Source organism: Aeromonas sp. 1805 (assembly GCF_013085525.1).
Taxonomy (GTDB): domain Bacteria; phylum Pseudomonadota; class Gammaproteobacteria; order Enterobacterales; family Aeromonadaceae; genus Aeromonas; species Aeromonas hydrophila.
This window is the reverse complement of record NZ_CP038515.1, coordinates 1,662,501-1,688,905: the sequence shown is the minus strand read 5'-3', so window position 1 is coordinate 1,688,905 and position 26,405 is coordinate 1,662,501. Positions and strand designations below refer to the sequence as shown.

Sequence of the window (26,405 nt, the reverse complement as noted above, 5' to 3'; positions counted from 1 at the left end):
TTGAGCCAGAGAAGGGGCAAGATGAATCCCTTCTATGGGAGAAATGATAGCGCTATCACAGATCGATGTTAGCGCTATCTGGTAGCGCTAACTTTCGCGATCAGGCTCACAGTTATCAGCCGGCAAGATCGCTAGATTGGCGCCATCTTATCCAGCCCGGACATTGCCATGCTGACCCAATTGCTGACCGAGGAGGTCATTTCCATCGAAGCGGGCGCCCGCGACTGGCGTCATGCCATCGAGCTGGCCACCGCCCCCCTGTTGGCCAACGGTACCATCGAGCCCTCCTACGTGGCGGCGCTCTATCGCTCCCACGAAGAGCTCGGCCCCTACTACGTGCTGGGCCCGGGCCTGGCCATGCCCCACGCCCGCCCGGAAGACGGCGTCAACCGCCTCGGCCTGGCGCTGACCGTGCTGAAGGAGGGGGTCAACTTCGGCTCCGAGGGCAACGACCCGGTCCGGCTGCTGGTCACCCTGGCCGCCAGCGACAGCAACTCCCACGTGGAGACCATCGCCCAGCTGGCCGAGCTGTTCATGAATGAAGAAGACGTGGCGGCCATCATGGCGGCCACCAGCAAAGACGACATCTTGCGCATCCTGGCGCGTTATTGAGTGGCGCCCTGCGCCCGACAGAGGAAGAGCACATGAAGATTCTGGTTGTATGCGGACACGGCCTGGGCACCAGCCTGATGATGGAGATGAGCATCAAGAGCATTCTCAAGGAGCTGGCCGTGACGGCCGAGGTGGATCACCGGGATCTCGCCTCCGCCGGCAGCGAGCGCGCCGAGATCTTTGTCGCCACCCGCGACATCGCCGAACAGCTGGTCAGCATGGGGGTCGACGGCCGGCTGGTATCGCTGGACAACATGGTCGACAAGGCCGCCATGAAAGAAAAACTCGCCATCGCCCTGCGCGAGCTGGGCGCACTCTAACCCCTTTGCGACTGTCTGGGCGGCCGGTGAGCCGCCGCTTCCATCTGCTTGGAGCTGACCATGGAATTTTTCAATTTTCTGATGTTTGACGTGCTGTCGGAGCCGGCCGTGCTGGTTGGCCTGATAGCCCTCATCGGCCTGATCGCCCAGAAGAAACCGGTGACCGAGTGCATCAAGGGCACGGTCAAGACCATCATGGGCTTCGTCATCCTGGGGGCCGGCGCCACCCTGGTGGTGAACTCGCTGGGCGACTTCGCCACCATCTTCCAGCACGCCTTCGGCATCAAGGGGGTGGTACCCAACAACGAGGCCATCGTCTCCATCGCCCAACAGTCGTTCGGCAAGGAGATGGCGATGATCATGTTCTTCGCCATGCTGGTGAACATCCTGATCGCCCGGCTCACCCCGTGGAAATTCATCTTCCTGACCGGTCACCACACCCTGTTCATGTCGATGATGGTGGCGGCCATCCTCTCCGCCGGCGGCATGAGCGGCATCCCGCTCATCGCGGTGGGCAGCCTGGTGGTCGGCGTGACCATGGTGCTGTTCCCGGCCCTCGCCCACCCCTACATGAAGCAGATCACCGGCTCCGATGACGTGGCACTCGGCCACTTCTCCACCTGCTCCTACGTGCTGGCCGGCTGGATCGGCGCCAAGTTCGGCAACAAGGCCCACAGCAGCGAAGAGGTGCAGGTGCCCAAGAGCCTGCTGTTCCTGCGCGATACCCCGGTGGCCATCTCCTTCACCATGGGCATCATCTTCCTCATCACCTCCGCCTTCGCCGGCCCCGAGTTCGTCGCCAGCGTCGCCAAGGGCAAGCACTGGTTCATGTTCTCCCTGATGCAGTCCATCACCTTCGCCGCCGGGGTCTACGTGATCCTGCAGGGGGTACGGATGGTCATCGCCGAAATCGTGCCAGCCTTCAAGGGGATCTCCGACAAGCTGGTGCCCAACGCCAAGCCGGCGCTGGACTGCCCCATCGTCTTCCCCTACGCCCCCAATGCGGTGCTGATCGGCTTCCTGTCGAGCTTTGCCGCCGGTCTGGTGGGCATGGTGCTGCTCTACCTGCTGGGGCTCACCGTCATCATTCCGGGCGTCGTGCCACACTTCTTCGTCGGCGCGGCAGCCGGGGTGTTCGGCAACGCCACCGGGGGTCGCCGTGGTGCCCTGCTGGGGGCCTTCGCCAACGGCCTGCTGATCACCTTCCTGCCGGTGTTCCTGCTGCCGGTGCTGGGGGATCTCGGCTTTGCCAACACCACCTTCAGCGATGCCGACTTCGGCGTGGTAGGGATCCTGCTCGGTCTGATCGTGCGCTGAGCCAGCCCCAGCCAAAACAGAAACGGAGCGCCATGCGCTCCGTTTTTTATGTCCGTCTGCCCGACTTTCAGTCGTTCTCCAGGCTGGCGAGGCAGTGAGAAAGGGTGCGCGCCAGCGCCCCCTGATTGCGCAGCACCACGGCGCGGGCCTGCTCGCCCATCTCCCGGCGCCGGCTCTCGTCGGCCAGCAGTGCGCTCACCTGTTCCCCCAGCTCGGCGGCATCGGCCACCACGGCGGCGCCACCCTGGGCCACCAGCTGACGGGTGATGTCGCTGAAGTTGAAGTAGGCGGGGCCGCTCAGGCAGGGTTTGCCGAGCGCTGCCGGCTCCAGCAGGTTGTGGCCGCCCACCTTGACCAGGCTGCCGCCGACGAAGGCCACGTCGGCCGCTGCCAGCATCAGCGGCAACTCGCCCATGGTATCGCCCAGGTAGATCTTGTCACACTCGCCGACCGCACCGCCCGCCGTACGCCGCACGCAGCCGTAGGGGGCACACAGCGCCGCCACCCGCTCGAACCGCTCGGGGTGGCGCGGTACCAGGATCAACAGGGCCGACGGCTGCGCCGCGAGCACCCGGTCGAAGGCGGCCAGCACCTGCTCGTCTTCCCCCTGATGGGTGCTGGCGGCGATCCAGACCGGCCGATCCGTCCCCAGCAACTGGCGCAGGGCACGGCCCCTGGCCTGCACCTGCTCATCGAGCTGGATGTCGAACTTGATGGAGCCGGTCACCGCCAGCCGCTCGCGCCCCAGCCCCAGCCGATGGAAGCGATCCGCGTCGTCCTGGTGCTGGCAGAGCAGGTGGGTCAGCGGCCGGCTGAGGGCATCGAACGCCCCCTGAAAGCGGCCATAACGCCGGCAGGATCGCTCCGAGAGACGGGCATTGATGATGGTTACCGGCAGGTGGCGCGCCTCGCAGGCGGCCAGCCAGTTCGGCCACAACTCGGTTTCCATTACCCAGAGCACGCGCGGTTTGACGGCATTGAGAAACACCGCCACCGCCCAGGGATAGTCGAGCGGTGCGTAGCGGTGCTCCACCAGATCCCCCAGCCTGGCAGCCTGCTCGGCGCCGGTGCGGGTGGTGGTGGTGAGCAGGATCGGCAGATCGGGCCGCTCGGCCTTGAGGGCGCGGATGAAAGGGCTGATGGCCAGCGTCTCCCCCACACTCACCGCATGGATCCAGAGTGGCGCCTCCTGCCCGGTGGCGGGTGTTCGCCCCAGGTGCTCGGCCCAGCGCTTGCCAAAGCCGGGCTTGCCCTTCTTCGGCTTGTAGAGCGCCAGCAATGCCAGCGGCAACCCCAGGTGGATCAGCAGGTTGTAGAGCAGCCGATAGCCCATGCTAGTGCGGCTCCCCGCGCTTGCCAGGCTCGGCGACGAAACGGGGCGGTTCGCCGGGCGGCAGCGCCAGCGGCGGGGCCGGCGTTTCACTGCACTCCAGCCGGCGGCCAGCCTCGATGACCTGCTCCGGCATCAGCTCGATCAGGCACTTGAGGTGGCCGAACTTGCAGGTACGCTTGAAGCAGGGGCGGCACTCGATGTCGGTGTGGACGATCTCGACCCGGTCCGCCAGCGGCGGGGTGTAGAGCGGCGAGGTGGAGCCATAGACCCCGATCAGCGGCCGGTTGAGAGCGGCGGCGACGTGCATCAGGCCGGAGTCGTTGGCAATCACCCGCCCGGCCAGCGCCATCAGGTCGATCGCCTCGTACAGATTGGTCTTGCCCGCCAGCACGTGGCAGTTGGGGCGCGACAGCGGGTTGATCCGGTCGCGGATGGTGTTGGCCACCGCCGCGTCCTTGGCGGAGCCGAAGATCCACACCTGCCAGCCCTCGTCCAGGTGTTTTTGTGCCACCACGGCGTAGTGGCCCTCCGGCCAGCGCTTGGCCGGGCCGAACTCGGCCCCCGGGCAGAGCACCAGCACCGGGCGGGCGCGATCCAGCCCGAGCCGCTCCAGCGCCTTCTCCTGGTTGATGAGATCGACGTTGAGGGCCGGCTGGGGAATGGTCGGGATGTCGGCCCGGCTCTTCATCTGCGCCTTGGGATAGGCCAGCGCCAGGTAGGCTTCCACCATCAGCGGAAAGGCGGACTTGTTGCTGCGCATGTCGTTGAGCAGACCGAAGCGGTGCTCCCCTTTCCAGCCGGTGCGCACCGGGATACGGGCAAACCAGGGGATCAGCGCCGACTTCATGGAGTTGGGCTGGATGATGGCCTGATCGTACTTCTCGGCCGCCAGCTGCTTGCCGAGCCGGCGGCGGGCCCCCAGCTTGAAGTCGCCGTGGCCGAGCGGCATCGGAATGGCTTTGTCCACCTCCGGCATCCGCTCCAGCAGGGCACCACACCAGGCGGGCGCCATCACGTGCAGCTCGCTGTCGGGGTGATTGGCCTTGATCGCCTTATAGAGGCTCTGGGACATCACCATGTCGCCGACCCAGGAGGGGCCGATCACCAATATCTTCATCTCGCGCGTCTCTTGGGCCAAGCCCTGCGGTTAATCGTTGCTGGCCGAGATTATGCCCCAAGAATGGCCCGAGAAATAACAGAAGATCCCCGCACCACCCGCTCTCATGCCGAAAAGCATCCCATTTGAAGCTAACGCAGCCCCGACCGCCGGAACCATGCCCCGCCTGCCGTTTTAGGCTAGAATGGGCGCCAATTTGAGCATGGCCCGCCAGCCGGGCGCCAACAAGAGCCTTTAATCCGTGAACAAACCGACTCTGGCGGCTGTCCTTATCGTCAAGAATGAAGCCGAAAACCTGCGCCCCTGCCTCGCCTCCCTCGACGGACTGGTCGACGAGATCGTCATCATGGACTCCGGCAGCCAGGACGAGACCCCGGCCATCGCCGCCGAATTCGGCGCCCGCTTCTTCGTCAACCCGGTGTGGCCGGGCTTTGGCCGTCAGCGCCGCCTCGCCCAGTCCCACGTGCAATCCGACTGGGTGCTGTGGCTGGATGCGGACGAGCGGCTCACCCCCGAGCTGAAAGCCGCCATCGCCGCCGTCATGGCCAATCCGGCCAGCGACACCATCTACTCAATCCCGCGCCTCTCCTGGGTGTTCGGCCGCTTCATCCGCCACAGCGGCTGGTATCCGGACCGGGTGCTGCGCCTCTATCCCAAGGCGCTCACCAGCTACAACGAGGTGCTGGTGCACGAGAAGGTAGAGGTGCGCGCCAACATGAAGATCGTCAACCTGCACGGCGACCTGCTCCACTTCACCTATCGGGATCTGGAGCACTACCTGGTCAAGTCCGCCGGCTATGCCCGCGCCTGGGCCGATCAGCGCACCGCCCGCGGCAAGAAGGGCTCCCTCGGCCAAGGGCTGGTACACGCAGTGGGCTGCTTCCTCAAGATGTACCTGCTCAAGGCTGGCTTCCTCGATGGCAAGCAGGGGCTCTTGCTGGCCATCCTGTCGGCCCACTCCACCTTCGTGAAGTACGCCGACCTCTGGATCCGCCAGCAGCCGCAGGCACCGGATCAGGCGGACAAGTAAGCCGCAGCACTTCCCCTCATACGAGACAGGGCCCTTCAAGGGCCCTGTCTGCATTTACATCATCTGGTATCAGTGTTCAGTGCGCCAGAACGGCGGCGCCCAGCGAGCGATCGCCGCCGCCATGGTCTTGGGATCGAGCTGACTCATGTCTTCCGGGTGATCGCTGTCTTCCGGCGGGCTGAACGCCAGATGGCGCCCTTCGCTGTTGAGCGGACGCCAGCGCAGCGGGGTGGCAGAGCGGTGCGCCGGGAAGAAGCCGATGGTGGGCACATCCAGCGCCGCGGCGATGTGCAGCGGCCCGGTGCTGCCCGCCACGAACAGGGCGGCGTTGGCCATCACCTGGCAGAACTTGGGCAGCCCCTCGTCGGAGCGGTAGATCCAGCCGTTGCCGCCGTGGGCCAGCAGCTCGGCCGCCAGCTGTTCGGCGATCTTCTCCTCCCCCGGCCCCGCGGTCAGGATGCACTGCAACTCGGGACAGGCCTGATTGAGCTTGATGATGAGGCGGGCGTACTGCTCGATGGAGAGGTTGTTGGCCGAGCCACCGCTGCCGGCATGCACCATCAGCCAGGGGCGACCGGCATCGAGCCGCAGGCGGGCGGCGACCTGCTCGCGCACCTGTTGCAGGCTCTTCGCATCGAAGCTGAGGTAGGGGCCCTGCGGCTCCACCGCGCTCACCTGCTGGTCGGCAAGGAAACGGCGCACCAGATCCAGGTTGTATTCGTACTCCGGCTTCTGTGAACGGGAGCGGCGCTGGATCAGGCGCTGGTTGTAGAGCACCTGGGCCAGCTTGGTGGCCGGCGCCAACCGGTAGGGAATGTGCGCCTTCCACACCAGCATGGCGTTGCGGGAGTTGGAGAAGAGGCAGATGGAGGCATCGAAGACGGCAGCCTTGATGCGCGCCTGCAAGGCGCGTTGCTGTTCCTTGTCGGCCCGTGAGCCCGGATCCAGGATGATCTCGTCAATCCAGGGGCAGAGGCGGGCCAACGGCGCCGTGTAGGCAGGAACCAGGGCAGTCACATGACACTCCATGGAGCGCTTGAGCATGGCAAAGCTCGGCCAGGCCAGCATGAAGTCACCAATCTTGTCATTGCGGACTACCAGAATACGTTTCATAAAAAATCCCTTTGCTCCCTGTCACCAATGCAAGGAGGCTTGATGCGCGGTGCGGGTATTCTTGCCTGATGTATCGCTATTCTCAAGCGAAGAGACCCGGTGACCCCGATTTGGATCGGCAAAGCCGGCCTTGGGGCGCCAAAACTCGCCCCAAGGCGGTCGCGCCAATCCCCCAACAGACCCTATAATGCGACCAAATTTCCCGGTTGCAGGAATCAGCAGCATGACCAACAAGGTAATCTATCCCGGCACCTTCGATCCCGTCACCAACGGCCACACCGACCTCATCGGCCGGGCCGCCAAACTGTTTGATGAAGTGGTGGTCGGGGTGGCCAACAGCCCGAGCAAGCGGCCGCTGTTCGACCTGGACGAGCGGGTGCAGCTGGCTCGCCAGGTGACCGCCCACCTGCCCAACGTCAAGGTGGTCGGTTTCTCCGGCCTGCTGGTGGACTTCGCCAGGGAGCAGCAGGCCAACGTGCTGATCCGCGGTCTGCGCGCCGTCTCCGACTTCGAGTACGAATTCCAGCTCGCCAACATGAACCGCCGCCTGATGCCGGAGCTGGAGAGCGTGTTCCTCACCCCGGCCGAGGAGAACTCTTTCATCTCTTCCACCCTGGTGAAGGAGGTCGCCCTGCACGGCGGCGATATCCGCCAGTTCGTCGACCCCACCGTGGCCGCCGCCATCAAGGCCAAACAGACCAAGTAACAACGAAACAGGCTACCCGAGGGTAGCCTGTTTGCTGCTGGGGGCCTGTGCGGCTCAGCCCGCCAGACGTGGGCCCAGCAGTTGCTGACTCGCCAGGGTCAGCTGATCGAGCCACTCGTAACGGCGCCGGTACATGGCCCGCTTCTTGGAGGCGATCTCCTCCAGCGGCTTGCGCTGAGCGGGCTGCAGCCGCACGAAGTTGCTGTCCAGATCGATGGCGCCAAACTCCTGCCACAGCTCGTCATAATCCGCCTGCAGACAGGCTTTCTTCTTCTTGCTGTAACGGCGGGCCTGATAGATGTGGGCCTTCATCCGCACCGCCGAGATATGCTCGGCCTGCATCGCCTCGGCCAGCTGCATCACCAGCATCACCACCAGCGACTTGGGCCGCAGACCGTGGCCCTCCTTGGTCAGCGCACGCACCTTGTCCTGCGCCTGTTCGATGCAGGGCTCCGGCCCCTGTACCGAACCGATCACCACTGCCAGCCGGTTGGGGGTGCCGGCCAGCGAGAAGGCGCAGCTGTAGAGCCGCTTGCCCTGCGGGTCGACGATGGAGAGGGCGAGCTCCGCCTCGCGGCGGAAGGTACCGTCGTGGCGCAGCACGATGCGGCAGCCACTCTCGGGATAACGGCCGAGCTCGATGCCATCCCCCAGATAGAGCGGGTCGATCAGATCCGGGTAGCGGGCCAGCATCAGCCGGTAGTGGTTTTCCAGCATCTCGGCCCGCTCGGTCGCGGTGGAGCCGGCAAAGCGATAGGGCCGCATCGGCTTGTCGAGCAGCTCGGGATAGTGGGCAGGCAGGGCCTTGAGCGGTTCGGCCTGAAACAGCTCGAACACCCGGCTCAGCTGCTGCCGATAGAGCAAACTGCGCAGCACGAACTTGGCGCGATTGAAGGTTTTGCGGGCGCTGTCATCGGGATAGAGGAAGCGGGCCATTTTTTGGGCACAATAGTGCCCCTGCCGGGACAAATGGTCCCAGTCTATTGATTTAGCTGTCATTTTATTTTCTCAAACCGCCTGAACGGTCGAGATAGTAGTAACAGGCGAGCAAATCTTCAACAGACTGGAAATACTCTCTTACAACTTGGCCATTTCAGGCCAAAAAAACCGCGATTCAACGCTGGCAGTGGGAACAGAACACAGTGGTACGCTGCCCCAGCCGGATTTCACTGAGCAGGGTGTGGCAGTGAAAACAGGGCTGGCCGCCCCGCCCGTACACCTGCAGTTGCTGCACGAAATAGCCCGGCTTGCCGTCTGCGCTGGTGAAATCCTTGAGGGTGGTGCCGCCCTGCCGAATCGCCTCGGCCAGCACCCGCTTGATCTCGGCCACCAGGGTGCCCAGCCGCTCGGCGCTGATGTTGCCCGCCGCGCGCTTGGGGTGAATGCCGGCGGCGTAGAGCGCCTCGTTGGCGTAGATGTTGCCCACCCCGACCACCACATGGTTGTCCATCAGGAAGGTCTTGATGGCGGTGCTGCGCCCCTTGGCACGCTCACGCAGGTAATCGGCGTTGAACGCGTCGGTGAGCGGCTCCGGCCCCAGCTTGGCCAGCAGCGCGTGCGCCTCGGCCGGCTCGCGGGTCCACAGCAGTGCGCCGAAGCGGCGCGGATCGTTGAGCCGCAGCAACTTGCCGTTGGCCAGCTCGATATCCACGTGATCGTGCTTCTCGGCCGGGGTGCCGATGTCCAGCACCCGCAGGCTGCCCGACATGCCCAGATGGAGGATGGCGGTGCCAAAGTCGGTCTCCAGCAACAGGTACTTGGCGCGGCGACTGACCCGGTGGATGGTGAGATCCACCAGCTCCTGGATTTCCCCCGGCACCGGCCAGCGCAGACGGCCGTCCCGCACCACCACTCGGGTGACCTTGATGCCGGTAAGCCAGGGCGAGATGCCCTGGCGGCTGACTTCGACTTCCGGTAATTCAGGCATGGGATCCTCGTGCTGACGCTGAAAAAGGGTTAGGGAGCGGGACGCAGCAGACTGCGGTACTGCTCCTGGCTCAGGCTGAGCCAGGTCGAGGGGGGCAGCAGGGCGGCAAATTTGCCGCTGTCCTGATAGAGGCCCACCTCGATGGGATCGCTCTGGCCGGCGACCCAGATCTTGAGGGTAACCGGGTTGCCGCGCACGGATTCGCCGGGCGGCAGCAACCAGCCCTGCCAGGCCTCGATGTGCGCCGCCAGCTGGGCACTGCTGAGCCCCAGATCCGGCCCGCTGCGCCAGCCCTGCCCGATCCGTTCGATCTGCCAGCTAGGCCCCTGCCAGGTAAGCACCACGGCGCTGTCGGGCAGCAGCGGACGCGCTCGCTTGGCGCTATTCTCCTGCTGGGCCAGCTCCAGCCGGTGCAACAGGGTGATCACGATCAGCACCACCACGATGATCACGTTGTTCCAGCCTTTGCGGCTCAGTTTGAACATGGCAAGCCTCCCTTAGAACCGGCAGTGTACTGAATTTCGGCCATAAAAAAACCCGGCACTAGGCCGGGTTTTTGGGAATGCAGCATCAAGTAATTACTTGATTTTGCCTTCCTTGTAGATCACATGCTGACGAACAACGGGATCAAACTTTTTGATCTCCATTTTTTCGGGCATGGTGCGCTTGTTCTTGGTAGTGGTATAGAAGTGACCAGTACCGGCGCTGGAGTTCAGGCGAATTTTCTCGCGAATACCTTTAGCCATGATCTAATTCCTTATACCTTAACACCGCTGGCGCGCAGTTCAGCCAGAACCACTTCAACGCCACGCTTGTCGATGATACGCATGCCTTTTGCGGATACGCGCAGGCTTACGAAGCGTTTTTCACTCTCAACCCAAAAACGGTGAGTGTGCAGGTTCGGCAGGAAACGACGCTTGGTAGCGTTGTTAGCGTGCGAACGGTTGTTACCAACTGCCGGGCGCTTGCCGGTTACTTGGCATACTCTAGACATGTCAGTCTCTCCAAATCTTACTTCATTGCTCGAGCAAATATCTGCCCCGCTGGCCTTCGATTGCGGGGCAAACAGAAGGCGGCATTTTATACAGCATCCGTGATCAAAGATCAACTAATACGGCGCCAGAGCACAGTCATAACCAACCGCGCTCGGCGAAAGAAACCGTGATGCCGTCACCGATCACCAAGTGATCCAGCACTCTGATATCGATCAGGGCCAAGGCGGCCGTGATCCGATCCGTGATCTGGCGGTCGGCCCGACTGGGCTCGGCGACGCCGGACGGGTGATTATGCGCCAGAATCACGGCGGCTGCATTATGTTTGAGTGCGATCTGCACGATTTCTCTGGGCCAGACGCTCGCCGAGTCGAGGGTGCCGTAAAAAAGTTCAACGAATTGAATCACTCGATGCTGGTTGTCGAGCAGCAGCAGGGCAAACACCTCCCGCGGTCGATCCCGCAGCTGGGCCTGCAGATAGTCCCGGGTCAACTGGGGCGAAGTGAGCGGATCGCCTCTTTGCAACTGCTCGGCCAGATGGCGCTTGCCCATCTCCAGCACGGCCTGCAACTGGGCATATTTGGCCGGCCCAAGACCGTGCGCCGCGCAAAAGGCCCGCTGTTCGGCGCCAAGCAGCGCCCGCAGCGAACCAAATTGCTGCAACAGATGGCGGGAGAGATCGACCGCACTCAGGCCGCTGACCCCGGTGCGCAGGAAGATCGCCAGCAGCTCGGCGTCGGACAAGCCGCCAGGCCCCTGACGCAACAGCTTCTCACGCGGGCGTTCATCTTCCGGCCACTCCTTGATGCTCATTTGTCTCTCCCTCATGCCTATTGAGAGAAAACATAGCAAAAAATCGCGGGAGCCCGACCACAAGTCCCCCATGTCAGCCTCTGTCGTCGTCCGCTGCCTGTGGTATCTTAGCCGACCAGTCAGAGTGAGCCGGAAGAGAAGCAGCAGATGAGATTGGCCGATAAACGCATCCTGTTGGGTGTCAGCGGCGGGATCGCCGCCTACAAGAGTGCCGAACTGGTACGCCGCCTGAAAGATCAGGGGGCCGAAGTACGGGTGGTGATGACCCGTTCCGCCAAGGAGTTCATCACTCCGCTGACGCTGCAGGCCGTCTCCGGCCACCCGGTGGCCGACAGTCTGCTGGATCCCGCCGCCGAGGCGGGCATGGGCCACATCGAGCTGGCCAAGTGGGCCGATCTGGTGCTGATCGCCCCCGCCAGCGCCAACCTGATGGCCCGCATGGCCGCCGGCATGGCCGACGAGCTGCTGACCACCCTCTGCCTGGCCACCCCGGCACCGGTGGCACTGGCGCCCGCCATGAACCAGCAGATGTACCTCAACGCCGCCACCCAGGCCAACCTCAAGACTCTGGCCAGCCGCGGCATCCTGCTGTGGGGGCCGGATTCCGGCAGCCAGGCCTGCGGTGACGTGGGCCCGGGCCGGATGCTGGATCCCCTCGAGCTGGTTGAGCACTGCTGCCAGCAACTCGCCGCCGAGCCGCTGCTGGCCGGGGTCAGGCTGCTGCTCACCGCCGGGCCGACCCGCGAGGCGCTGGATCCGGTGCGCTACATCAGCAATCACAGCTCCGGCAAGATGGGCTACGCCATCGCCCGCGCCGCCCGTGAAGCGGGCGCCGAGGTCACTCTGGTGAGCGGCCCGGTGGCACTGGCCACCCCGGCGGGCGTCACCCGTGTCGACGTGGAGAGCGCCGAGCAGATGCATCAGGCGGTGATGAGCCGGGTTGGCGAGTGCGACCTCTTCATCGGCTGCGCCGCCGTCGCCGACTACCGCCCCGCGCAGGTGGCCAACCAGAAGATCAAGAAGACCGGTGACAACGACCAGATGCAGCTGACCCTGGTCAAGAACCCCGACATCATCGCCGCCGTGGGGGCCTTGTCAGACAAGCCCTTCACCGTCGGATTTGCCGCAGAAACCGTGGATGTGGAACAATACGCCCTCGACAAACTGCAGCGTAAGCGGCTGGACATGATCGCCGCCAACGACGTATCTCGTGCGGGCCAGGGCTTCAACGCCGATGACAACGCCCTGACCGTGTTCTGGCAAGGGGGTCAAGCACCCCTGCCACTGGCCGATAAGCTGACGCTGGCTCGTCATCTCATCGCCCTGATTGCAGACCGCTACCGGCACTGAGCCAGTCAATCGACCACCTCCACTCCATTAAAAACGATTTATGACAACACAAATTGAACTGAAGATTCTGGATGCCCGCATCGGCACCGATTACCCGCTGCCCGCCTATGCCACACCGGGTTCCGCCGGCATGGATCTGCGCGCCCTGCTGGATGCCCCGCTGACCCTGGCCCCGGGTGATACCACCCTGGTACCGACCGGGCTGGCCATCCACATTCAGGATCCGGGCCTGTGTGCCACCATCCTGCCCCGCTCCGGCCTCGGCCATAAGCACGGCATCGTGCTGGGCAACCTGGTCGGCCTCATCGATTCCGACTACCAGGGCCAGCTGATGGTCTCGGTGTGGAACCGTGGCAATGACAGCTTCACCATGCAGCCCGGTGAGCGCATCGCCCAGCTGGTGATCATGCCGGTCGTTCAGGCCAGCTTCCAACTGGTCGATGAGTTCAATCAGAGCGAACGGGGTGAAGGCGGTTTTGGTTCTTCTGGTCGCCAATAACAGACCACACCTGCCCGTGCGGCGGTGCCTAATAACAGAATCAGGCCATTGTTTTTTTAGGGGAATCCATGGCAAGCAGTAATCAGAAACAGAGTCGGCGCGATCAGATCCTGCAGGCGCTCGCCCACATGCTGGAAACCAGCCCTGGCCAGCGCATCACCACGGCCCGTCTGGCGGCCGAGGTGGGGGTATCCGAGGCCGCGCTCTATCGACATTTTCCCAGCAAGGCGCGAATGTTCGAGGGGCTGATCGACTTTATCGAGGATTCCCTGCTGTCACGGGTCAACCTGATCATGGCCGAAGAGAAGGACACCATGGCCCGCTGCCACCACATACTGCAGCTGCTGCTGGTGTTCGCCGAGCGCAACCCCGGCATCACCCGCATCCTCAATGGCGACGCCCTGTTGGGTGAGCACGACCGGCTGCGGGATCGCATCAGCGTCCTGTTCGACAAGCTGGAGACCCAGATCAAGCAGGTACTGCGGGAAAAGCGGCTGCGTGAAGGCCAGGGCTTCCAGCTCGACGAGACCATGCTGGCCAACCTGCTGCTGGCCTATACCGAGGGACGCATCAGTCAGTTCGTCCGCTCCGAGTTCAAGCTCAAGCCCACCGCCGGCTTTGAAGATCAGTGGCAGTTTATCCGCAGCCAGCTGCTGCAGAGCTGACCAGCCCAATTTGCAATCAGTAGCGGCCACGCCGCTCCAGACGGGTTGCAGTAAAGAGGGAGGCCTTGGCCTCCCTTGTTTTTTGTGGCACAAAAGGGACGATGAGCACCAGATGCGACCCGGATTGTCGCATTCCAGTGTTAGATTCATGCGTCATAAACCTTTTATCGCCTGACAGGACACCCTATGGAACCCGAAATCATCACCGAAGCGCAGACCTGGCTGGTCAACAACCAGGGCCTGCTGATCGAGTACGCCGTCAACATCGCGGCCGCCCTGATCACCCTGCTGGTCGGCTATATCGCCGCCAACCTCATCAGCAGCGCCGTGGTCAAGGTGATGCAGGCCCGCAAGCTGGACACCACTGTCACCCACTTCGTCGGCAGCATCCTCAAGTACGCCATCCTGGTATTCGTGGTGATCGCTGCGCTGGGCCGGGTCGGGGTGCAGACCGCCTCCTTCGTCGCCATTATCGGTGCCGCCGGTCTGGCCATCGGTCTGGCGCTGCAGGGCTCGCTCTCCAACTTCGCCGCCGGCTTCCTGCTCATCATCTTCCGCCCCATCAAGGCTGGTGAGTTCATCGAGGTGGCAGGCACCAATGGCGTGGTGCAATCCGTTCAGCTGTTCACCACCACCCTCACCTCCGGTGACAACAAGATGGTGGTAGTGCCCAACTCCGCCATCCTCAACGGCACCATCGTCAACTACTCGCGCATGGATACCCGCCGCGTCGACATGACCTTCGGCATCGGCTATGGCTCCGATCTGCGCAAGGCCAAGCAGATCCTGGAGCGGCTGGTCAGCGAAGAGCCGCGCATCCTCAAGGAACCGGCCGCCACCATCGCCGTCGCCGCGCTGGCCGACTCCTCGGTCAATATCGTGGTGCGCCCCTGGGTCAAGACCGGCGACTACTGGGGAGTCTGGTTCGACTTCCACGAGAAGGTGAAGCTCACCTTCGATGCGGAAGGCATCGAGATCCCCTTCCCGCAGATGGTCATGCACATGCAAAAGCCGCAGGCCTGAACCTTTTCCTGAATGACACAATGCCAGCCTCCGGGCTGGCATTGTCGTTTCCTGCCCCCTGACGGGCATAAAAAATCCGGCCACCCTGGGCCGGACTTTGTGTTCAGCATGCTGGGGCGTCGACTCACACCAGCCGACGAGCCACCCGGTTGAGCAGCGGTTGCACCAGCACATAACCACCCAGCACGGCACCGATCACCGCCAGCACCCGTAACGGCAAGGTCGGCGCCGCACTGGTCAGTACCATGGTCAGCAGGCCGATGAGGCCGGTGGCGATCAGGCTCAGAGCAAACAGGGACAACACAGCTTTCATAGCGATCTCCTCATTCCAGACAGTGGCCATCCCTGGGAGATCTCGTCCATTCGCTCATATGCTAGCCAGCCTCCAGTACCAACAACTTGCGCCTGCGCATGAAATGAGCGAAAAGGCGTCAGTCGAATACTCTTTTGGCGGCCAGGCCAAACTGCCACCCCACTCGCAGCAGGCTCTCGCCCTGAAAGCCCTTTCAACGGCGGCAAGCCCGACCAAGTATGCGCAAACGCAAGATCCGGCTGCCATCAGTGACTCATAATCGCAGCGTTTTGGTTGTAAACTCGGTCGATGGCAGACAATTGGTAAAGCTCTGTTACACGGGCGGCGCAGCTGGCCCGGTATAATGCTCGAATAATAAGGTTTGGCGGGAGCCTTGCCTGCAAGGTTCATACACAACTTGGAAGACTGATAATCCTATGAAAAACATCAATCCAACCCAGACCCAGGCCTGGCAGGCACTGGAAGCCCACTTTGCAGCGAACAAAGAGACCCGGCTCAAGGATCTGTTTGCCCAGGATCCCCAGCGTTTCGACAAATTCTCCCTCACCTTCGGCGGCGACATCCTGGTCGATTACTCGAAGAACCTGATCACCGAAGAAACCCTCAAGTTGCTGGTTGATCTGGCCAAAGAGACCGATCTTCGCAGCGCGATCGACGCTATGTTCAACGGCGACAAGATCAACATGACCGAAGGCCGTTCGGTGCTGCACGTGGCCCTGCGCAACCGCTCCGACCGCCCCATCGAGAGCGACGGCAAGGATGTGATGCCGGAAGTGAACGCCGTGCTGGCCAAGATGAAAGGCTTCTGCGAGAAGATCATCTCAGGTGAGTGGAAAGGCTACACCGGCAAGGCGATCCAGCACGTGGTCAACATCGGTATCGGTGGCTCCGATCTCGGCCCGGTGATGATCACCGAGGCACTGCGCCCCTACAAAAACCACCTGCAGATGCACTTCGTCTCCAACGTCGATGGTACCCATATCGCCGAGACCCTGAAGAAGATCGATCCGGAAACCACCCTGTTCCTGGTGGCCTCCAAGACCTTCACCACTCAGGAGACCATGACCAACGCCCTGACCGCCCGCGACTGGTTCATCAAGATCGCCGGTGACAAGGCCCACGTTGCCAAGCACTTCGCTGCGCTCTCCACCAACGGCAAGGCCGTGGCCGAGTTCGGCATCGACACCAACAATATGTTCGAGTTCTGGGACTGGGTTGGCGGTCGCTACTCCTCCTGGTCTGCCATCGGCATGCCCATCGCCCTCTCCGTCGGTTTCGAAAACTTCGAAGCCCTGCTGCAAGGCGCCTTCGAGATGGACATGCACTTCGCCACTGCCTCCTATGAGCAGAACGTGCCGGTGCTGCTGGCGCTGATCGGTCTGTGGTACAACAACTTCTACGGTGCCGAATCCGAAGCCATCCTGCCGTACGATCAGTACATGCACCGCTTCCCTGCCTACTTCCAGCAGGGCAACATGGAGTCCAACGGAAAGTACGTGGATCGCAACGGCAAGCCGGTTGACTACCAGACCGGCCCCATCATCTGGGGCGAGCCGGGCACCAACGGCCAGCACGCCTTCTACCAGCTGATCCACCAGGGCACCAAGCTGATCCCCTGTGACTTCCTGGCACCGGCCATCAGCCACAACCCGATCGGCGACCACCACCCGAAACTGCTGGCCAACTTCTTCGCCCAGACCGAGGCGCTGGCCTTCGGCAAGAGCAAGGAACAGGTCGAAGCCGAGTTCCTGGCGGCTGGCAAAACCCTGGAGCAGGTCAAGGATCTGGTGCCGTTCAAGGTGTTCGAAGGCAACCGCCCGACCAACTCCATCCTGTTCAAGAGCCTGACCCCGAAAACCCTGGGTGCCCTGATCGCCATGTATGAGCACAAGATCTTCGTACAGGGCGCAATCTGGAACATCTTCAGCTTCGACCAGTGGGGCGTGGAGCTGGGCAAACAGCTGGCCAACAAGATCCTGCCGGAGCTCAATACCGATGCGGCTGTCACCAGCCACGACTGCTCCACCAACGGTCTGATCAACACCTGGAAAGCGTGGAAAGCGTGGAAAGCCTGATTTAGCAGGTCTTTCTGAATGCAAAAGCCCCGCTCGATGAGCGGGGCTTTTTTATGGCCGGATTTTCTGGCTGGCCAGTCGGGTGTCCAGCCCGGCCGGCGACGGGGATCGTCATCCCCGCCCCTTCATCATCCAGCCCTATGCTGGCTTAACCGCCGACGGCGATGCGTTTCATGTCCTTCATGTAACCGCGCAGTACCTGACCGATCGCTTCGATGGGGTGGTTGCGGGTCGCTTCGTTGGCCGCCAGCAGCGCCAGGTTGTCGACGCTTTGCCCTTCCGCCTTGCTGGCCCCCAGGTCGCCCGCTTTCAGGGTCGGCATGAAGTGCTCGCGCAGCAAGGGCACGGCGGCGTTGGCGAACAGGTAGTTGCCGTACTCGGCGGTGTCGGAGATGACCACGTTCATCTCGTACAGACGCTTGCGAGCAACGGTGTTGGCGATCAGCGGCAGCTCGTGCAGGGATTCGTAGTAGGCAGACTCCTCGTAGATACCGGAAGCCACCATGGTTTCGAACGCCAGCTCGACACCCGCCTTGACCATGGCCACCATCACCACGCCATTGTCGAAGTACTCCTGCTCGGCAATCTTGCCTGCAAACGCCGGCGCGTTTTCGAAGGCGGACTTGCCGGTCTCTTCGCGCCAGCCGAATAGCTTGGCATCGTCTTCGGCCCAGTCGGCCATCATGCCGCGGGAGAATTCACCGGCAATGATGTCATCCATGTGCTTCTCGAACAGCGGGCGCATCAGGGTCTTGAGCTGCTCGGAGAGCTCGAAGGCACGCAGCTTGGCCGGGTTGGACAAACGGTCCATCATCAGGCTGATGCCACCCTGCTTCAGGGCTTCGGTGATGGTCTCCCAACCGAACTGGATCAACTTGCCGGCATAGGCCTTGTCGGTCCCTTCGGCAACCAGCTTGTCGTAGCAGAGCAGGGAACCGGCCTGCAGCATGCCGCAGAGGATGGTCTGCTCGCCCATCAGGTCAGATTTCACTTCCGCCACGAAGGAGGACTCCAGCACGCCGGCACGGTCGCCACCGGTGGCAGAGGCCCACGCCTTGGCGATGGCCATGCCTTCACCCTTGGGGTCGTTCTCCGGGTGAACAGCGATCAGGGTCGGCACACCGAAGCCGCGCTTGTACTCTTCACGCACTTCGGTGCCCGGGCACTTCGGCGCCACCATCACGACCGTGATGTCGGAGCGGATCTGCTGACCCTCTTCCACCACGTTGAAACCGTGGGAGTAGCCCAGCGCGGCGCCCTGCTTCATCAGCGGCATCACGGTTTTGATGACGTCGGAGTGCTGCTTGTCCGGGGTCAGGTTCAGCACCAGATCGGCGGTCGGGATCAGCTCTTCATAGGTGCCGACCGCGAAGCCGTTGTCGGTGGCCTTCTGCCAGGAGGCACGCTTCTCGGTGATGGCGGCCTTGCGCAGGGCGTAGGAGATATCCAGCCCGGAGTCGCGCATGTTCAGGCCCTGGTTCAGACCCTGGGCACCACAGCCCACAATCACCACCTTCTTGCCCTTCAGCACGTTGCAGCCGTCCGCGAACTCTTCGCGCTGCATGAAACGACACTTGCCCAGCTGGGCCAACTGCTGACGCAGGTTCAAGGTGTTGAAATAGTTAGCCATGGTGATTGCTCCGTTCGATTGATTCCATGCCGGATGGCGGCGTTGTCGAAACCACTATAGCGCGGGACACTTATTGCCTGAACTGATATATTCGAAACAGTACGTTGCAATAATTGAAACGTTAACCCTTCATCATTGCCGGCAGGATCTAGCGCCAGATGGCAGATGCCGGCCGCCCAGGCTCTCGGGTAGAGATGCCGCACCAGGAGCTGAAAGATGGACCTTCGCAATCTCGAGCTGTTTCTCCACCTCGCCGACTCCCTTCACTTCGGCAAGAGTGCCGATGCCATGGCGGTCAGCCCCTCCACCCTCAGCCGCGCCATCCAGCGGCTGGAGCAGGAGACCGGCTGCGTGCTGTTCGAGCGGGACAACCGCTCGGTGCGGCTCACCCCGGCGGGCGAGAAGCTGCGTGAATTCGGCGGCGCCCTGCTGCAGGAGTGGCGTCAGCTCAAGCAGGAGCTCAAACGCAGCGATGAGCCGCTGCAGGGGCGGCTGCGGGTGTTCTGCTCGGTCACCGCCAGCTACTTTCTGCTGCCCGAGGTGCTGGAACGCTTTCGCCGCCGCTATCCCCAGCTGGAGATCAAGCTGGAGACCGGCGACCCGGCGCTGGCGGTGGACAAGATCCTGGCCGACGAGGCCGATCTTGCCATCGCCGCCCGCCCCGATGCCCTCTCCTCCAAGCTGGAGTTTGCCAGCCTGCAGCAGGTGCCGCTGGTGTTCATCGCCCCTCGCACCGCACCGCAGCAGAGCCAGTGGTTCTCCCAGGGAGAGCCAGACTGGGAGCGGCTGCCACTGATCCTCTCGGAGCAGGGGCTGGCCCGCAAACGCTGCGATCAGTGGCTGCGCAACAAGGGGATCGCCCCCAACATCTATGCGGAGGTGGCGGGCAACGAGGGGATTGTCGCCATGGTGGCGCTCGGCTTCGGAGTGGGGTTGGTACCGGCGGCGGTGATCGACCACAGCCCCATGGGCGAAAAGGTGCGCATCGTCGAGCCCAAGCCGGCGCTCAAGCCGTTCGATGTCGGCATCGCCGTGCTCAAGAAGCGGCTGGAAGAGCCGCTGATCCGTGCCTTCTGGGATACAGCCCGAGGCCAGGGCTCACTGCGCTGACACGGCGGGCAGCGCCGGAGCATAGATGAGCGAGGGATCCTGCATCATGGCGCGGCTGCCGGCCGGCAGATCGGGATTGCTCAGCTCCAGCATCACCCGCCGATCGAGCTGCAGCCGCCGGATGGTGCTGCCAAAGCCCGCCTCGAATACCCGCTCATAGTCACCGGACTGACGGGCTCGCTGCAGGCCCAGCTCGATGCGCTTGGCCAGTTCCGGGTACTTGGGCGAGACGAAGAACAGCAGCGCCAGCGGATAGCGAAACACCAGGTGCGGCTCGATGGCCAGCTCAGGGTGTTGCTTGAGCTCCTCCTCGATCTCGATGACTGAACGCAGGAAGCAGTCGAAGCGCTGCTTGCGCAGCATGTTGAACAGGGCATCGTAGAGGCTGCCAACCACCACGTTGAGGCCGTTCTCCTTGAGCAGACGGGTATCAGGCCAGGATCTGTGCTGGCCGATGCGAAGCCCGGCCTGCTGCCAGTCGGCCAGCGATCGTATGTTGGCGAACCGCCCCTCATCCCCCTGCCGGATGAGGCATACCCGCCAGCCCAGCAGCCCTTTTGCCAGCGGAACATGGATAGCCAGCAGGGTACGTTCGCGCTCCTCGTCGGGGGCAAACACCCCGATCTGCACCATCTCGCCGCTTTGCAACTCCTTGACCGCCCGTCCCTGCTCCATCGGCGGGCTGGCAATCAGCCGATAGGGACCGTATTCCGGCACGGTCAGATCGAGCGAGAGTCGCAGCAGACCGGCCACCGCAGGATTGGGATGGTCCAGCAGCAGGTTCCAGGCCCTGATGGGCACCTCTGCCGCCAGCACGCTGCCGGCAAACAACATGATGCAACACAACCAGATCCTGCTCATCGCACACCTCCCCCGCCGTCCATTCACTATAACCTCAGGCCTGGCCCCCTTGATGCAGGACGCCGCAGATGTGTGAGCCACTTCGTGTCAAATCTGACAATGGTCAGTCTGAGGAGTGATTCACCGACTAGACTGGATGTTCAGCCTGAATGGAACAAGGAGCCGCGCCATGATGCCTCATCTGATCGAAATCAACAGCTCGCTGCTGTTCGATGAGTACCTGCAGAGCCTGGGCGTACCACAAACACAGCTTGATCAGGAGCAGGATATCTATCTGCAGGAGCGCCACCTGGCAGCGGTACGCCAGATCCAGGGTGAGCTGAAGTTTTACCTGCGAGCCAGTGCCCTGACCAGGCAGTGATCCGCAACCGGTCACAGAACCGGCGCTGAAAGCGTATTACACTGGCACCATCCGCCACCCACGGGAGTGCCCATGAAACCAAGCGGCCTGGATCGGCTCTTCAAACCCCAGTCAATCGCCGTCATCGGTGCCTCGACCGACCCGCAGAAGGCGGGTCACGTGGTGATAAGACACCTGCTCGCCGGCCAGTTCAAGGGCCCCATCCTGCCAGTCAGCCCACACAGCAAGGCCATTGCCGGTGTGCTGGCCTATGCCGATATCGACAGCCTGCCGCTGGCCCCGGATCTCGCCATCGTCTGTACCCGGCGGGAACGAGTGCTGACCCTCATCGAAGCGCTTGGTAAGCGGGGAACGGGCGCCGCCATCATACTGGCGGCAGACTTCACTGCGCAGGAGCGGGAGCAACTGCAACAGCTCAGCCGGCAATACGGCATCCGCCTGCTCGGCCCCAACAGCATGGGGATGCTGCTGCCGGGTCAGGGCATCAATGCCAGTTTCTCGCCAATTGCCGCCAAGCCCGGTCAGGTTGCCTTTCTCTCCCAGTCGGCCGCCGTCAGCACCACCATCCTGGATTGGGCCAAGCAGCATGAACTCGGCTTCTCGGCCTTCATCTCCCTTGGCGATCACTGCGACATCAACTTCGGCCAGCTGCTGGATCAGCTCTCTCGCGACAGCGTGACCCGCGCCATCCTGCTCTACATGGACAAGCTGCAGGACGCCCGCCATTTTCTCTCGGCTGCCCGCGCCGCCGCCCGCAACAAGCCCATCCTGGTGCTCAAGAGCGGCCGCCATGAGCCGGACAACGGGCTCGACAACGTCTATGACGCCGCCATTCGTCGTGCCGGCATGCTGCGGGTGCGGGATACCCACGAACTATTTGCCGCCGTCGAGACCCTGAGTCACTCCCTGACCCTCAAGGGAGAGCGGCTCGCCATCATCTCCAATGGCCGTGGCTTGGCCAACATGGCGATCGACAAATTGCTGGAGCGGGGCGGCAAGCTGGCGATGCCGCCCCGCGACATCGGCAGCGATGCCGACATCAATGACTATCAGCAGGCTCTCGACGACCTGCTGCAAGGGGATGAGGCTGACGTCATCCTGCTCATCCATGCCCCGTCACTCACCGCCCGTGGCGCCGCCCTGGCGCGCAGTCTGATCGACTACGTCAAACAGCATCCCAGAGCCAGACGCTTCAATATCCTCACCAACTGGGCAGGGGAATACTCTGCCCAGGAGGGGCGTCGTCTGTTCAGCGAGGCAGGCTTCCCCACCTACCGCACCCCGGAGAGCGCGGTCGCCGCCTTCATGCACATGGTGGAATACCGGCGCAACCAGAAGCAGCTGATGGAGACCCCCGCCTCCCTGCAGGGTGACAGGCTCAACCTCGAGCTGTGCCAGCAGTTGATCCGACAGGCGCTGGAACGCAAGCAGCTCACCCTCGACACGCATCTGGCACACCCCATTCTGCAGGCCGCTGGGCTCTCCACCCTGCCGACCTGGATCGTCTCCGATGCCATCGAGGCAACCCTGACCGCAGAGCAGATCGGCTATCCAGTGGCAGTCAAGCTGCGTTCACCAGACATCCTCCACAAGTCGGCGGTACACGGCGTCATGCTCAACCTGCGTACCTCGGCCGAAGTCGCCCAGGCTGCGGATGCCATTCTGGATCGGGTCAGGCAGCACGATCCCGGCGCCCGTATCGAAGGCCTGCTGGTGCAGCGCATGGCGCGCCGCAGCGGCGGGTTGGAACTGCGGATCCGACTGCAACAAGACCCCGTATTCGGCCCCGTTATCCTGCTCGGCGAGTCAGGGGCTGAGCCGCAGGAGATGATGGCGGCCCTGCCGCCGCTGAACCAGGCGCTGGCACGCTACCAGATCATCGGGGCACTCAAGAGCCGCAAGATCCGCGAGCAGGCCAGCCCGGAGCGACTCGATATCGATGCCCTCGGCCAGGTGCTGTGCCAATTGTCGGAGTTGCTGCTCGCCTTCCCCGAGATCCAGCAGCTGGATCTGCACCCACTGCAGGCCTGCGGCGCCGAAATGGTGGTACTGGATGCCAGCCTGACTCTGCAACCTGCTGAAGAAGGCCGCTGCAGACTGGCAATCCGCCCCTATCCCACCGAACTGGAAGAGGGGGCCTGGCTCAAGGATCAGAGCCATGTGCTGCTCCGCCCGATCCGGCCGGAGGATGAACCGGCTCACAAGCAGTTTGTGCTCAAGGTATCGGATGAAGACAGGTACAAGCGCTTCTTCGCCGACGTGGGGGAGCTGGGACATGAAGAGCTGGCCCGCATGACCCAGATCGATTACGACCGGGAGATGGCGTTTGTCGCCGTGGGGCAGGATGGGGCCTTCAGTCAGCAAATTCTGGGGGTGGTGCGAGCCATTTCCAACCCGGATCAGTCCGATGCGGAGTTTGCCATCCTGGTGCGCTCCGACCTGAAAGGGCTGGGACTTGGCAAGCTGATGATGGAGAAGATAGTGCGCTATGCCAGAGAGCGTGGCATTGGCCAGCTGTCGGGCATGACCATGCCCAGCAACCGCGGCATGATCAACCTGGCCAAACGGCTTGGCTTCAAGATCGATATCCAGCTGGAAGATGGGGTGGTCAACATGGAACTGCCCTGCGCCAGTCAGGAGCAAGCATAAAGCAGAGAAATCAGCAGTTTATGACCATAAATCGCCGATTTTGGAAAATAAAAAACCCCGCTCAGATGAGCGGGGTTTTTCGTGTTGGGTGCCTGGCAGTGTCCTACTCTCGCATGGCGAATGCCACACTACCATCGGCGCTACCGCGTTTCACTTCTGAGTTCGGCATGGGTTCAGGTGGTTCCACGGCGCTATGGCCGCCAGGCAAATTCTTCAATCTGAGAAAGCTGACGTGAATAACGACCTGGTCATTATCACTGAATAAGTAGTTCGTTCATTCGCTACAAGGTCCAGAACACTTCTTGGGTGTTGTATGGTTAAGCCTCACGGGTAATTAGTATGGGTTAGCTCAACACGTCGCCGCGCTTACACACCCCACCTATCAACGTTGTGGTCTCCAACGGCCCTTTAGGACCCTCAAGGGGTCAGGGATGACTCATCTCAGGGCTCGCTTCCCGCTTAGATGCTTTCAGCGGTTATCGATTCCGAACTTAGCTACCGGGCAGTGCCACTGGCGTGACAACCCGAACACCAGAGGTTCGTTCACTCCGGTCCTCTCGTACTAGGAGCAACTCCCTTCAATCATCCAACGCCCACGGCAGATAGGGACCGAACTGTCTCACGACGTTCTGAACCCAGCTCGCGTACCACTTTAAATGGCGAACAGCCATACCCTTGGGACCGACTTCAGCCCCAGGATGTGATGAGCCGACATCGAGGTGCCAAACACCGCCGTCGATATGAACTCTTGGGCGGTATCAGCCTGTTATCCCCGGAGTACCTTTTATCCGTTGAGCGATGGCCCTTCCATTCAGAACCACCGGATCACTATGACCTACTTTCGTACCTGCTCGACCTGTCCGTCTCGCAGTTAAGCTGGCTTATGCCATTGCACTAACCTCCTGATGTCCGACCAGGATTAGCCAACCTTCGTGCTCCTCCGTTACTCTTTGGGAGGAGACCGCCCCAGTCAAACTACCCACCAGGCACTGTCCGCGACCCAGATTCATGGGCCTGCGTTAGAACATCAAACATACAAGGGTGGTATTTCAAGGACGGCTCCAGCGCAACTGGCGTCACGCCTTCAAAGCCTCCCACCTATCCTACACATGTAGGTTCAATGTTCAGTGCCAAGCTGTAGTAAAGGTTCACGGGGTCTTTCCGTCTAGCCGCGGGTACACCGCATCTTCACGGCGAATTCGATTTCACTGAGTCTCGGGTGGAGACAGCATGGCCATGGTTACACCATTCGTGCAGGTCGGAACTTACCCGACAAGGAATTTCGCTACCTTAGGACCGTTATAGTTACGGCCGCCGTTTACCGGGGCTTCGATCAAGAGCTTCGCTTGCGCTAACCCCATCAATTAACCTTCCGGCACCGGGCAGGTGTCACACCCTATACGTCCACTTTCGTGTTTGCAGAGTGCTGTGTTTTTGATAAACAGTCCCAGCCATCTGGTCACTGCGACTCCCAACTGCTCCATCCGCAAGGGACTTCACTGTCAAGAGCGAACCTTCTCCCGAAGTTACGGTTCTATTTTGCCTAGTTCCTTCACCCGAGTTCTCTCAAGCGCCTTGGTATTCTCTACCCGACCACCTGTGTCGGTTTGGGGTACGATGACTTGTAATCTGAAGCTTAGAGGCTTTTCCTGGAAGCAGGGCATCAATGGCTTCCGCACCGTAGTGCGTTCGTCTCGTGTCTCAGTGTTGTGTCTCCGGATTTGCCTAGAAACACCACCTACGCACTTTCACCAGGACAACCGTCGCCTGGCCCACCTAGCCTTCTCCGTCCCCCCATCGCAATTACAAGTCGTGCAGGAATATTAACCTGCTTCCCATCGACTACGCCTTTCGGCCTCGCCTTAGGGGTCGACTCACCCTGCCCCGATTAACGTTGGACAGGAACCCTTGGTCTTCCGGCGAGGAGGCTTTTCACCCCCTTTATCGTTACTTACGTCAGCATTCGCACTTCTGATATCTCCAGCATGCCTCTCGACACACCTTCGCAGACTTACAGAACGCTCCCCTACCACTCACACTTAGTGTGAATCCGCGGCTTCGGTGCCTGGTTTGAGCCCCGTTACATCTTCCGCGCAGGCCGACTCGACTAGTGAGCTATTACGCTTTCTTTAAATGATGGCTGCTTCTAAGCCAACATCCTAGCTGTCTGAGCCTTCCCACATCGTTTCCCACTTAACCAGAACTTTGGGACCTTAGCCGGCGGTCTGGGTTGTTTCCCTCTTCACGACGGACGTTAGCACCCGCCGTGTGTCTCCCGGATATTACTTACTGGTATTCGGAGTTTGCATGGGGTTGGTAAGTCGGGATGACCCCCTAGCCCAAACAGTGCTCTACCCCCAGTAGTATTCGTCCGAGGCGCTACCTAAATAGCTTTCGGGGAGAACCAGCTATCTCCGAGTTTGATTGGCCTTTCACCCCCAGCCACAGGTCATCCCCTAACTTTGCAACGTTAGTGGGTTCGGTCCTCCAGTTGATGTTACTCAACCTTCAACCTGCCCATGGCTAGATCACCCGGTTTCGGGTCTACACCTTGCAACTAGACGCCCAGTTAAGACTCGGTTTCCCTAC

25 protein-coding genes and 2 rRNA genes (1 of these 27 only partly in view) are annotated in these 26,405 nt (G+C 62.0%); 13 read left to right on the top strand and 14 right to left on the bottom strand.

What is annotated here, in order from left to right; translation table 11 throughout:
• Positions 1 to 168: 168 nt before the first annotated feature.
• The 3 genes from E5E96_RS08010 to E5E96_RS08000 are packed head-to-tail and all read left to right on the top strand — an operon-like array spanning position 169 to position 2,249.
• On the top strand, positions 169 to 612 hold the full coding sequence (locus E5E96_RS08010) for a PTS sugar transporter subunit IIA (protein WP_005307534.1): 444 nt from the start codon (positions 169 to 171) through the stop codon (positions 610 to 612).
• A 32-nt stretch (positions 613 to 644) separates the two neighbouring features.
• Positions 645 to 932: a PTS sugar transporter subunit IIB gene (locus E5E96_RS08005; RefSeq protein ID WP_026142047.1), complete on the top strand. Its 288-nt coding sequence runs from the start codon at positions 645 to 647 to the stop codon at positions 930 to 932.
• A gap of 60 nt (positions 933 to 992) precedes the next feature.
• Positions 993 to 2,249, top strand: a complete 1,257-nt coding sequence (locus tag E5E96_RS08000; RefSeq protein ID WP_011704190.1) for a PTS ascorbate transporter subunit IIC — start codon at positions 993 to 995, stop codon at positions 2,247 to 2,249.
• Between the two features lie 67 nt (positions 2,250 to 2,316).
• Here E5E96_RS08000 and waaA read toward each other — a convergent pair whose 3' ends face one another.
• Together waaA and waaF are read right to left on the bottom strand one after the other, a co-directional pair.
• Complete coding sequence (waaA, locus tag E5E96_RS07995; RefSeq protein WP_171281890.1) at positions 2,317 to 3,582, bottom strand: lipid IV(A) 3-deoxy-D-manno-octulosonic acid transferase; 1,266 nt, start codon at positions 3,580 to 3,582, stop codon at positions 2,317 to 2,319.
• Position 3,583: 1 nt separating this feature from the next.
• Positions 3,584 to 4,699 (bottom strand): lipopolysaccharide heptosyltransferase II, encoded by a 1,116-nt coding sequence (gene waaF, locus E5E96_RS07990; protein WP_016349010.1) that lies wholly within the window; start codon positions 4,697 to 4,699, stop codon positions 3,584 to 3,586.
• Positions 4,700 to 4,940: 241 nt separating this feature from the next.
• Between waaF and E5E96_RS07985 the strand changes: the two genes are divergently transcribed.
• On the top strand, positions 4,941 to 5,729 hold the full coding sequence (locus E5E96_RS07985; protein ID WP_171281889.1) for a glycosyltransferase family 2 protein: 789 nt from the start codon (positions 4,941 to 4,943) through the stop codon (positions 5,727 to 5,729).
• 69 nt (positions 5,730 to 5,798) lie between these two features.
• Here E5E96_RS07985 and E5E96_RS07980 read toward each other — a convergent pair whose 3' ends face one another.
• Positions 5,799 to 6,842 (bottom strand): glycosyltransferase family 9 protein, encoded by a 1,044-nt coding sequence (locus E5E96_RS07980; protein WP_171281888.1) that lies wholly within the window; start codon positions 6,840 to 6,842, stop codon positions 5,799 to 5,801.
• Positions 6,843 to 7,065: 223 nt separating this feature from the next.
• Between E5E96_RS07980 and coaD the strand changes: the two genes are divergently transcribed.
• On the top strand, positions 7,066 to 7,548 hold the full coding sequence (gene coaD, locus E5E96_RS07975; protein WP_171281887.1) for a pantetheine-phosphate adenylyltransferase: 483 nt from the start codon (positions 7,066 to 7,068) through the stop codon (positions 7,546 to 7,548).
• 54 nt (positions 7,549 to 7,602) lie between these two features.
• On the opposite strand, the gene E5E96_RS07970 is transcribed toward coaD, so the two are convergent.
• The 6 genes from E5E96_RS07970 to radC all read right to left on the bottom strand — a co-directional run bounded on the left by E5E96_RS07970 (position 7,603) and on the right by radC (position 11,280).
• Positions 7,603 to 8,484 (bottom strand): VirK/YbjX family protein, encoded by an 882-nt coding sequence (locus E5E96_RS07970; RefSeq protein WP_017411133.1) that lies wholly within the window; start codon positions 8,482 to 8,484, stop codon positions 7,603 to 7,605.
• 178 nt (positions 8,485 to 8,662) lie between these two features.
• Positions 8,663 to 9,475 (bottom strand): bifunctional DNA-formamidopyrimidine glycosylase/DNA-(apurinic or apyrimidinic site) lyase, encoded by an 813-nt coding sequence (gene mutM / locus E5E96_RS07965; protein WP_017411132.1) that lies wholly within the window; start codon positions 9,473 to 9,475, stop codon positions 8,663 to 8,665.
• A 29-nt stretch (positions 9,476 to 9,504) separates the two neighbouring features.
• Complete coding sequence (locus E5E96_RS07960) at positions 9,505 to 9,960, bottom strand: hypothetical protein (protein ID WP_043126411.1); 456 nt, start codon at positions 9,958 to 9,960, stop codon at positions 9,505 to 9,507.
• A gap of 93 nt (positions 9,961 to 10,053) precedes the next feature.
• The gene (gene rpmG, locus E5E96_RS07955; RefSeq protein WP_005307500.1) at positions 10,054 to 10,221 is read right to left on the bottom strand and encodes a 50S ribosomal protein L33; all 168 of its coding nucleotides are present in this window, start codon (positions 10,219 to 10,221) and stop codon (positions 10,054 to 10,056) included.
• A gap of 11 nt (positions 10,222 to 10,232) precedes the next feature.
• Positions 10,233 to 10,469, bottom strand: coding sequence for a 50S ribosomal protein L28 (gene rpmB, locus E5E96_RS07950; RefSeq protein WP_005307492.1), 237 nt, complete (start codon positions 10,467 to 10,469; stop codon positions 10,233 to 10,235).
• A 136-nt stretch (positions 10,470 to 10,605) separates the two neighbouring features.
• On the bottom strand, positions 10,606 to 11,280 hold the full coding sequence (gene radC / locus E5E96_RS07945) for a DNA repair protein RadC (RefSeq protein ID WP_011704181.1): 675 nt from the start codon (positions 11,278 to 11,280) through the stop codon (positions 10,606 to 10,608).
• Between the two features lie 147 nt (positions 11,281 to 11,427).
• On the opposite strand from radC, the gene coaBC reads away from it, so the two are divergent.
• The 4 genes from coaBC (at position 11,428) to E5E96_RS07925 (ending at position 14,817) form a co-directional block, all read left to right on the top strand.
• On the top strand, positions 11,428 to 12,630 hold the full coding sequence (coaBC, locus tag E5E96_RS07940; RefSeq protein ID WP_171281886.1) for a bifunctional phosphopantothenoylcysteine decarboxylase/phosphopantothenate--cysteine ligase CoaBC: 1,203 nt from the start codon (positions 11,428 to 11,430) through the stop codon (positions 12,628 to 12,630).
• 40 nt (positions 12,631 to 12,670) lie between these two features.
• On the top strand, positions 12,671 to 13,129 hold the full coding sequence (dut, locus tag E5E96_RS07935) for a dUTP diphosphatase (RefSeq protein ID WP_017411128.1): 459 nt from the start codon (positions 12,671 to 12,673) through the stop codon (positions 13,127 to 13,129).
• A 68-nt stretch (positions 13,130 to 13,197) separates the two neighbouring features.
• On the top strand, positions 13,198 to 13,794 hold the full coding sequence (gene slmA / locus E5E96_RS07930) for a nucleoid occlusion factor SlmA (protein ID WP_044798840.1): 597 nt from the start codon (positions 13,198 to 13,200) through the stop codon (positions 13,792 to 13,794).
• A 186-nt stretch (positions 13,795 to 13,980) separates the two neighbouring features.
• A complete protein-coding gene (locus E5E96_RS07925) occupies positions 13,981 to 14,817 on the top strand; it encodes a mechanosensitive ion channel domain-containing protein (RefSeq protein ID WP_011704177.1) in 837 nt (278 codons plus the stop codon).
• A gap of 124 nt (positions 14,818 to 14,941) precedes the next feature.
• On the opposite strand, the gene E5E96_RS07920 is transcribed toward E5E96_RS07925, so the two are convergent.
• Positions 14,942 to 15,130, bottom strand: coding sequence for a holin (locus E5E96_RS07920; protein ID WP_005323764.1), 189 nt, complete (start codon positions 15,128 to 15,130; stop codon positions 14,942 to 14,944).
• Between the two features lie 416 nt (positions 15,131 to 15,546).
• On the opposite strand from E5E96_RS07920, the gene pgi reads away from it, so the two are divergent.
• The gene (pgi, locus tag E5E96_RS07915) at positions 15,547 to 17,205 is read left to right on the top strand and encodes a glucose-6-phosphate isomerase (protein WP_171281885.1); all 1,659 of its coding nucleotides are present in this window, start codon (positions 15,547 to 15,549) and stop codon (positions 17,203 to 17,205) included.
• Positions 17,206 to 17,353: 148 nt separating this feature from the next.
• Here the strand turns inward: pgi and ilvC are convergent, their stop codons facing one another.
• Entirely contained in the window at positions 17,354 to 18,835 is a 1,482-nt protein-coding gene (ilvC, locus tag E5E96_RS07910) for a ketol-acid reductoisomerase (RefSeq protein ID WP_171281884.1), read from the bottom strand.
• Between the two features lie 216 nt (positions 18,836 to 19,051).
• On the opposite strand from ilvC, the gene ilvY reads away from it, so the two are divergent.
• Positions 19,052 to 19,945 carry an HTH-type transcriptional activator IlvY gene (ilvY, locus tag E5E96_RS07905; RefSeq protein WP_016349000.1) on the top strand — a complete coding sequence of 298 codons (894 nt, stop codon included), beginning with the start codon at positions 19,052 to 19,054 and terminating at the stop codon, positions 19,943 to 19,945.
• Here ilvY and E5E96_RS07900 read toward each other — a convergent pair.
• Complete coding sequence (locus E5E96_RS07900; RefSeq protein ID WP_171281883.1) at positions 19,934 to 20,806, bottom strand: ABC transporter substrate-binding protein; 873 nt, start codon at positions 20,804 to 20,806, stop codon at positions 19,934 to 19,936. The genes ilvY and E5E96_RS07900 overlap by 12 nt on opposite strands.
• 169 nt (positions 20,807 to 20,975) lie before the next feature.
• On the opposite strand from E5E96_RS07900, the gene E5E96_RS07895 reads away from it, so the two are divergent.
• Complete coding sequence (locus E5E96_RS07895; RefSeq protein WP_011704172.1) at positions 20,976 to 21,167, top strand: hypothetical protein; 192 nt, start codon at positions 20,976 to 20,978, stop codon at positions 21,165 to 21,167.
• A 72-nt stretch (positions 21,168 to 21,239) separates the two neighbouring features.
• A complete protein-coding gene (locus E5E96_RS07890; protein WP_171281882.1) occupies positions 21,240 to 23,816 on the top strand; it encodes a bifunctional acetate--CoA ligase family protein/GNAT family N-acetyltransferase in 2,577 nt (858 codons plus the stop codon).
• A 90-nt stretch (positions 23,817 to 23,906) separates the two neighbouring features.
• On the opposite strand, the gene rrf is transcribed toward E5E96_RS07890, so the two are convergent.
• Both rrf and E5E96_RS07880 read right to left on the bottom strand, forming a co-directional pair.
• Positions 23,907 to 24,021: ribosomal RNA gene (gene rrf, locus E5E96_RS07885) — 5S ribosomal RNA — on the bottom strand.
• 108 nt (positions 24,022 to 24,129) lie between these two features.
• Positions 24,130 to 26,405 (bottom strand): 23S ribosomal RNA (locus E5E96_RS07880); it runs 613 nt beyond the window's last position.

Excerpts from the sequence above, each read along its gene's own strand:
- coaD (WP_171281887.1), top strand. The coding sequence starts at position 7,066 with ATGACCAACAAGGTAATCTATCCCGGCACCTTCGATCCCGTCACCAAC.
- E5E96_RS08005 (WP_026142047.1), top strand. The coding sequence starts at position 645 with ATGAAGATTCTGGTTGTATGCGGACACGGCCTGGGCACCAGCCTGATG.
- coaBC (WP_171281886.1), top strand. The coding sequence starts at position 11,428 with ATGAGATTGGCCGATAAACGCATCCTGTTGGGTGTCAGCGGCGGGATC.
- rpmG (WP_005307500.1), bottom strand. The coding sequence starts at position 10,221 with ATGGCTAAAGGTATTCGCGAGAAAATTCGCCTGAACTCCAGCGCCGGT.
- E5E96_RS08010 (WP_005307534.1), top strand. The coding sequence starts at position 169 with ATGCTGACCCAATTGCTGACCGAGGAGGTCATTTCCATCGAAGCGGGC.
- E5E96_RS07895 (WP_011704172.1), top strand. The coding sequence starts at position 20,976 with ATGATGCCTCATCTGATCGAAATCAACAGCTCGCTGCTGTTCGATGAG.
- ilvY (WP_016349000.1), top strand. The coding sequence starts at position 19,052 with ATGGACCTTCGCAATCTCGAGCTGTTTCTCCACCTCGCCGACTCCCTT.
- E5E96_RS07890 (WP_171281882.1), top strand. The coding sequence starts at position 21,240 with ATGAAACCAAGCGGCCTGGATCGGCTCTTCAAACCCCAGTCAATCGCC.
- ilvC (WP_171281884.1), bottom strand. The coding sequence starts at position 18,835 with ATGGCTAACTATTTCAACACCTTGAACCTGCGTCAGCAGTTGGCCCAG.
- slmA (WP_044798840.1), top strand. The coding sequence starts at position 13,198 with ATGGCAAGCAGTAATCAGAAACAGAGTCGGCGCGATCAGATCCTGCAG.
- waaA (WP_171281890.1), bottom strand. The coding sequence starts at position 3,582 with ATGGGCTATCGGCTGCTCTACAACCTGCTGATCCACCTGGGGTTGCCG.
- E5E96_RS07980 (WP_171281888.1), bottom strand. The coding sequence starts at position 6,842 with ATGAAACGTATTCTGGTAGTCCGCAATGACAAGATTGGTGACTTCATG.
- waaF (WP_016349010.1), bottom strand. The coding sequence starts at position 4,699 with ATGAAGATATTGGTGATCGGCCCCTCCTGGGTCGGCGACATGGTGATG.
- dut (WP_017411128.1), top strand. The coding sequence starts at position 12,671 with ATGACAACACAAATTGAACTGAAGATTCTGGATGCCCGCATCGGCACC.
- E5E96_RS07970 (WP_017411133.1), bottom strand. The coding sequence starts at position 8,484 with ATGGCCCGCTTCCTCTATCCCGATGACAGCGCCCGCAAAACCTTCAAT.
- E5E96_RS07920 (WP_005323764.1), bottom strand. The coding sequence starts at position 15,130 with ATGAAAGCTGTGTTGTCCCTGTTTGCTCTGAGCCTGATCGCCACCGGC.
- E5E96_RS07900 (WP_171281883.1), bottom strand. The coding sequence starts at position 20,806 with ATGAGCAGGATCTGGTTGTGTTGCATCATGTTGTTTGCCGGCAGCGTG.
- E5E96_RS07925 (WP_011704177.1), top strand. The coding sequence starts at position 13,981 with ATGGAACCCGAAATCATCACCGAAGCGCAGACCTGGCTGGTCAACAAC.
- radC (WP_011704181.1), bottom strand. The coding sequence starts at position 11,280 with ATGAGCATCAAGGAGTGGCCGGAAGATGAACGCCCGCGTGAGAAGCTG.
- mutM (WP_017411132.1), bottom strand. The coding sequence starts at position 9,475 with ATGCCTGAATTACCGGAAGTCGAAGTCAGCCGCCAGGGCATCTCGCCC.
- pgi (WP_171281885.1), top strand. The coding sequence starts at position 15,547 with ATGAAAAACATCAATCCAACCCAGACCCAGGCCTGGCAGGCACTGGAA.
- E5E96_RS08000 (WP_011704190.1), top strand. The coding sequence starts at position 993 with ATGGAATTTTTCAATTTTCTGATGTTTGACGTGCTGTCGGAGCCGGCC.
- rpmB (WP_005307492.1), bottom strand. The coding sequence starts at position 10,469 with ATGTCTAGAGTATGCCAAGTAACCGGCAAGCGCCCGGCAGTTGGTAAC.
- E5E96_RS07960 (WP_043126411.1), bottom strand. The coding sequence starts at position 9,960 with ATGTTCAAACTGAGCCGCAAAGGCTGGAACAACGTGATCATCGTGGTG.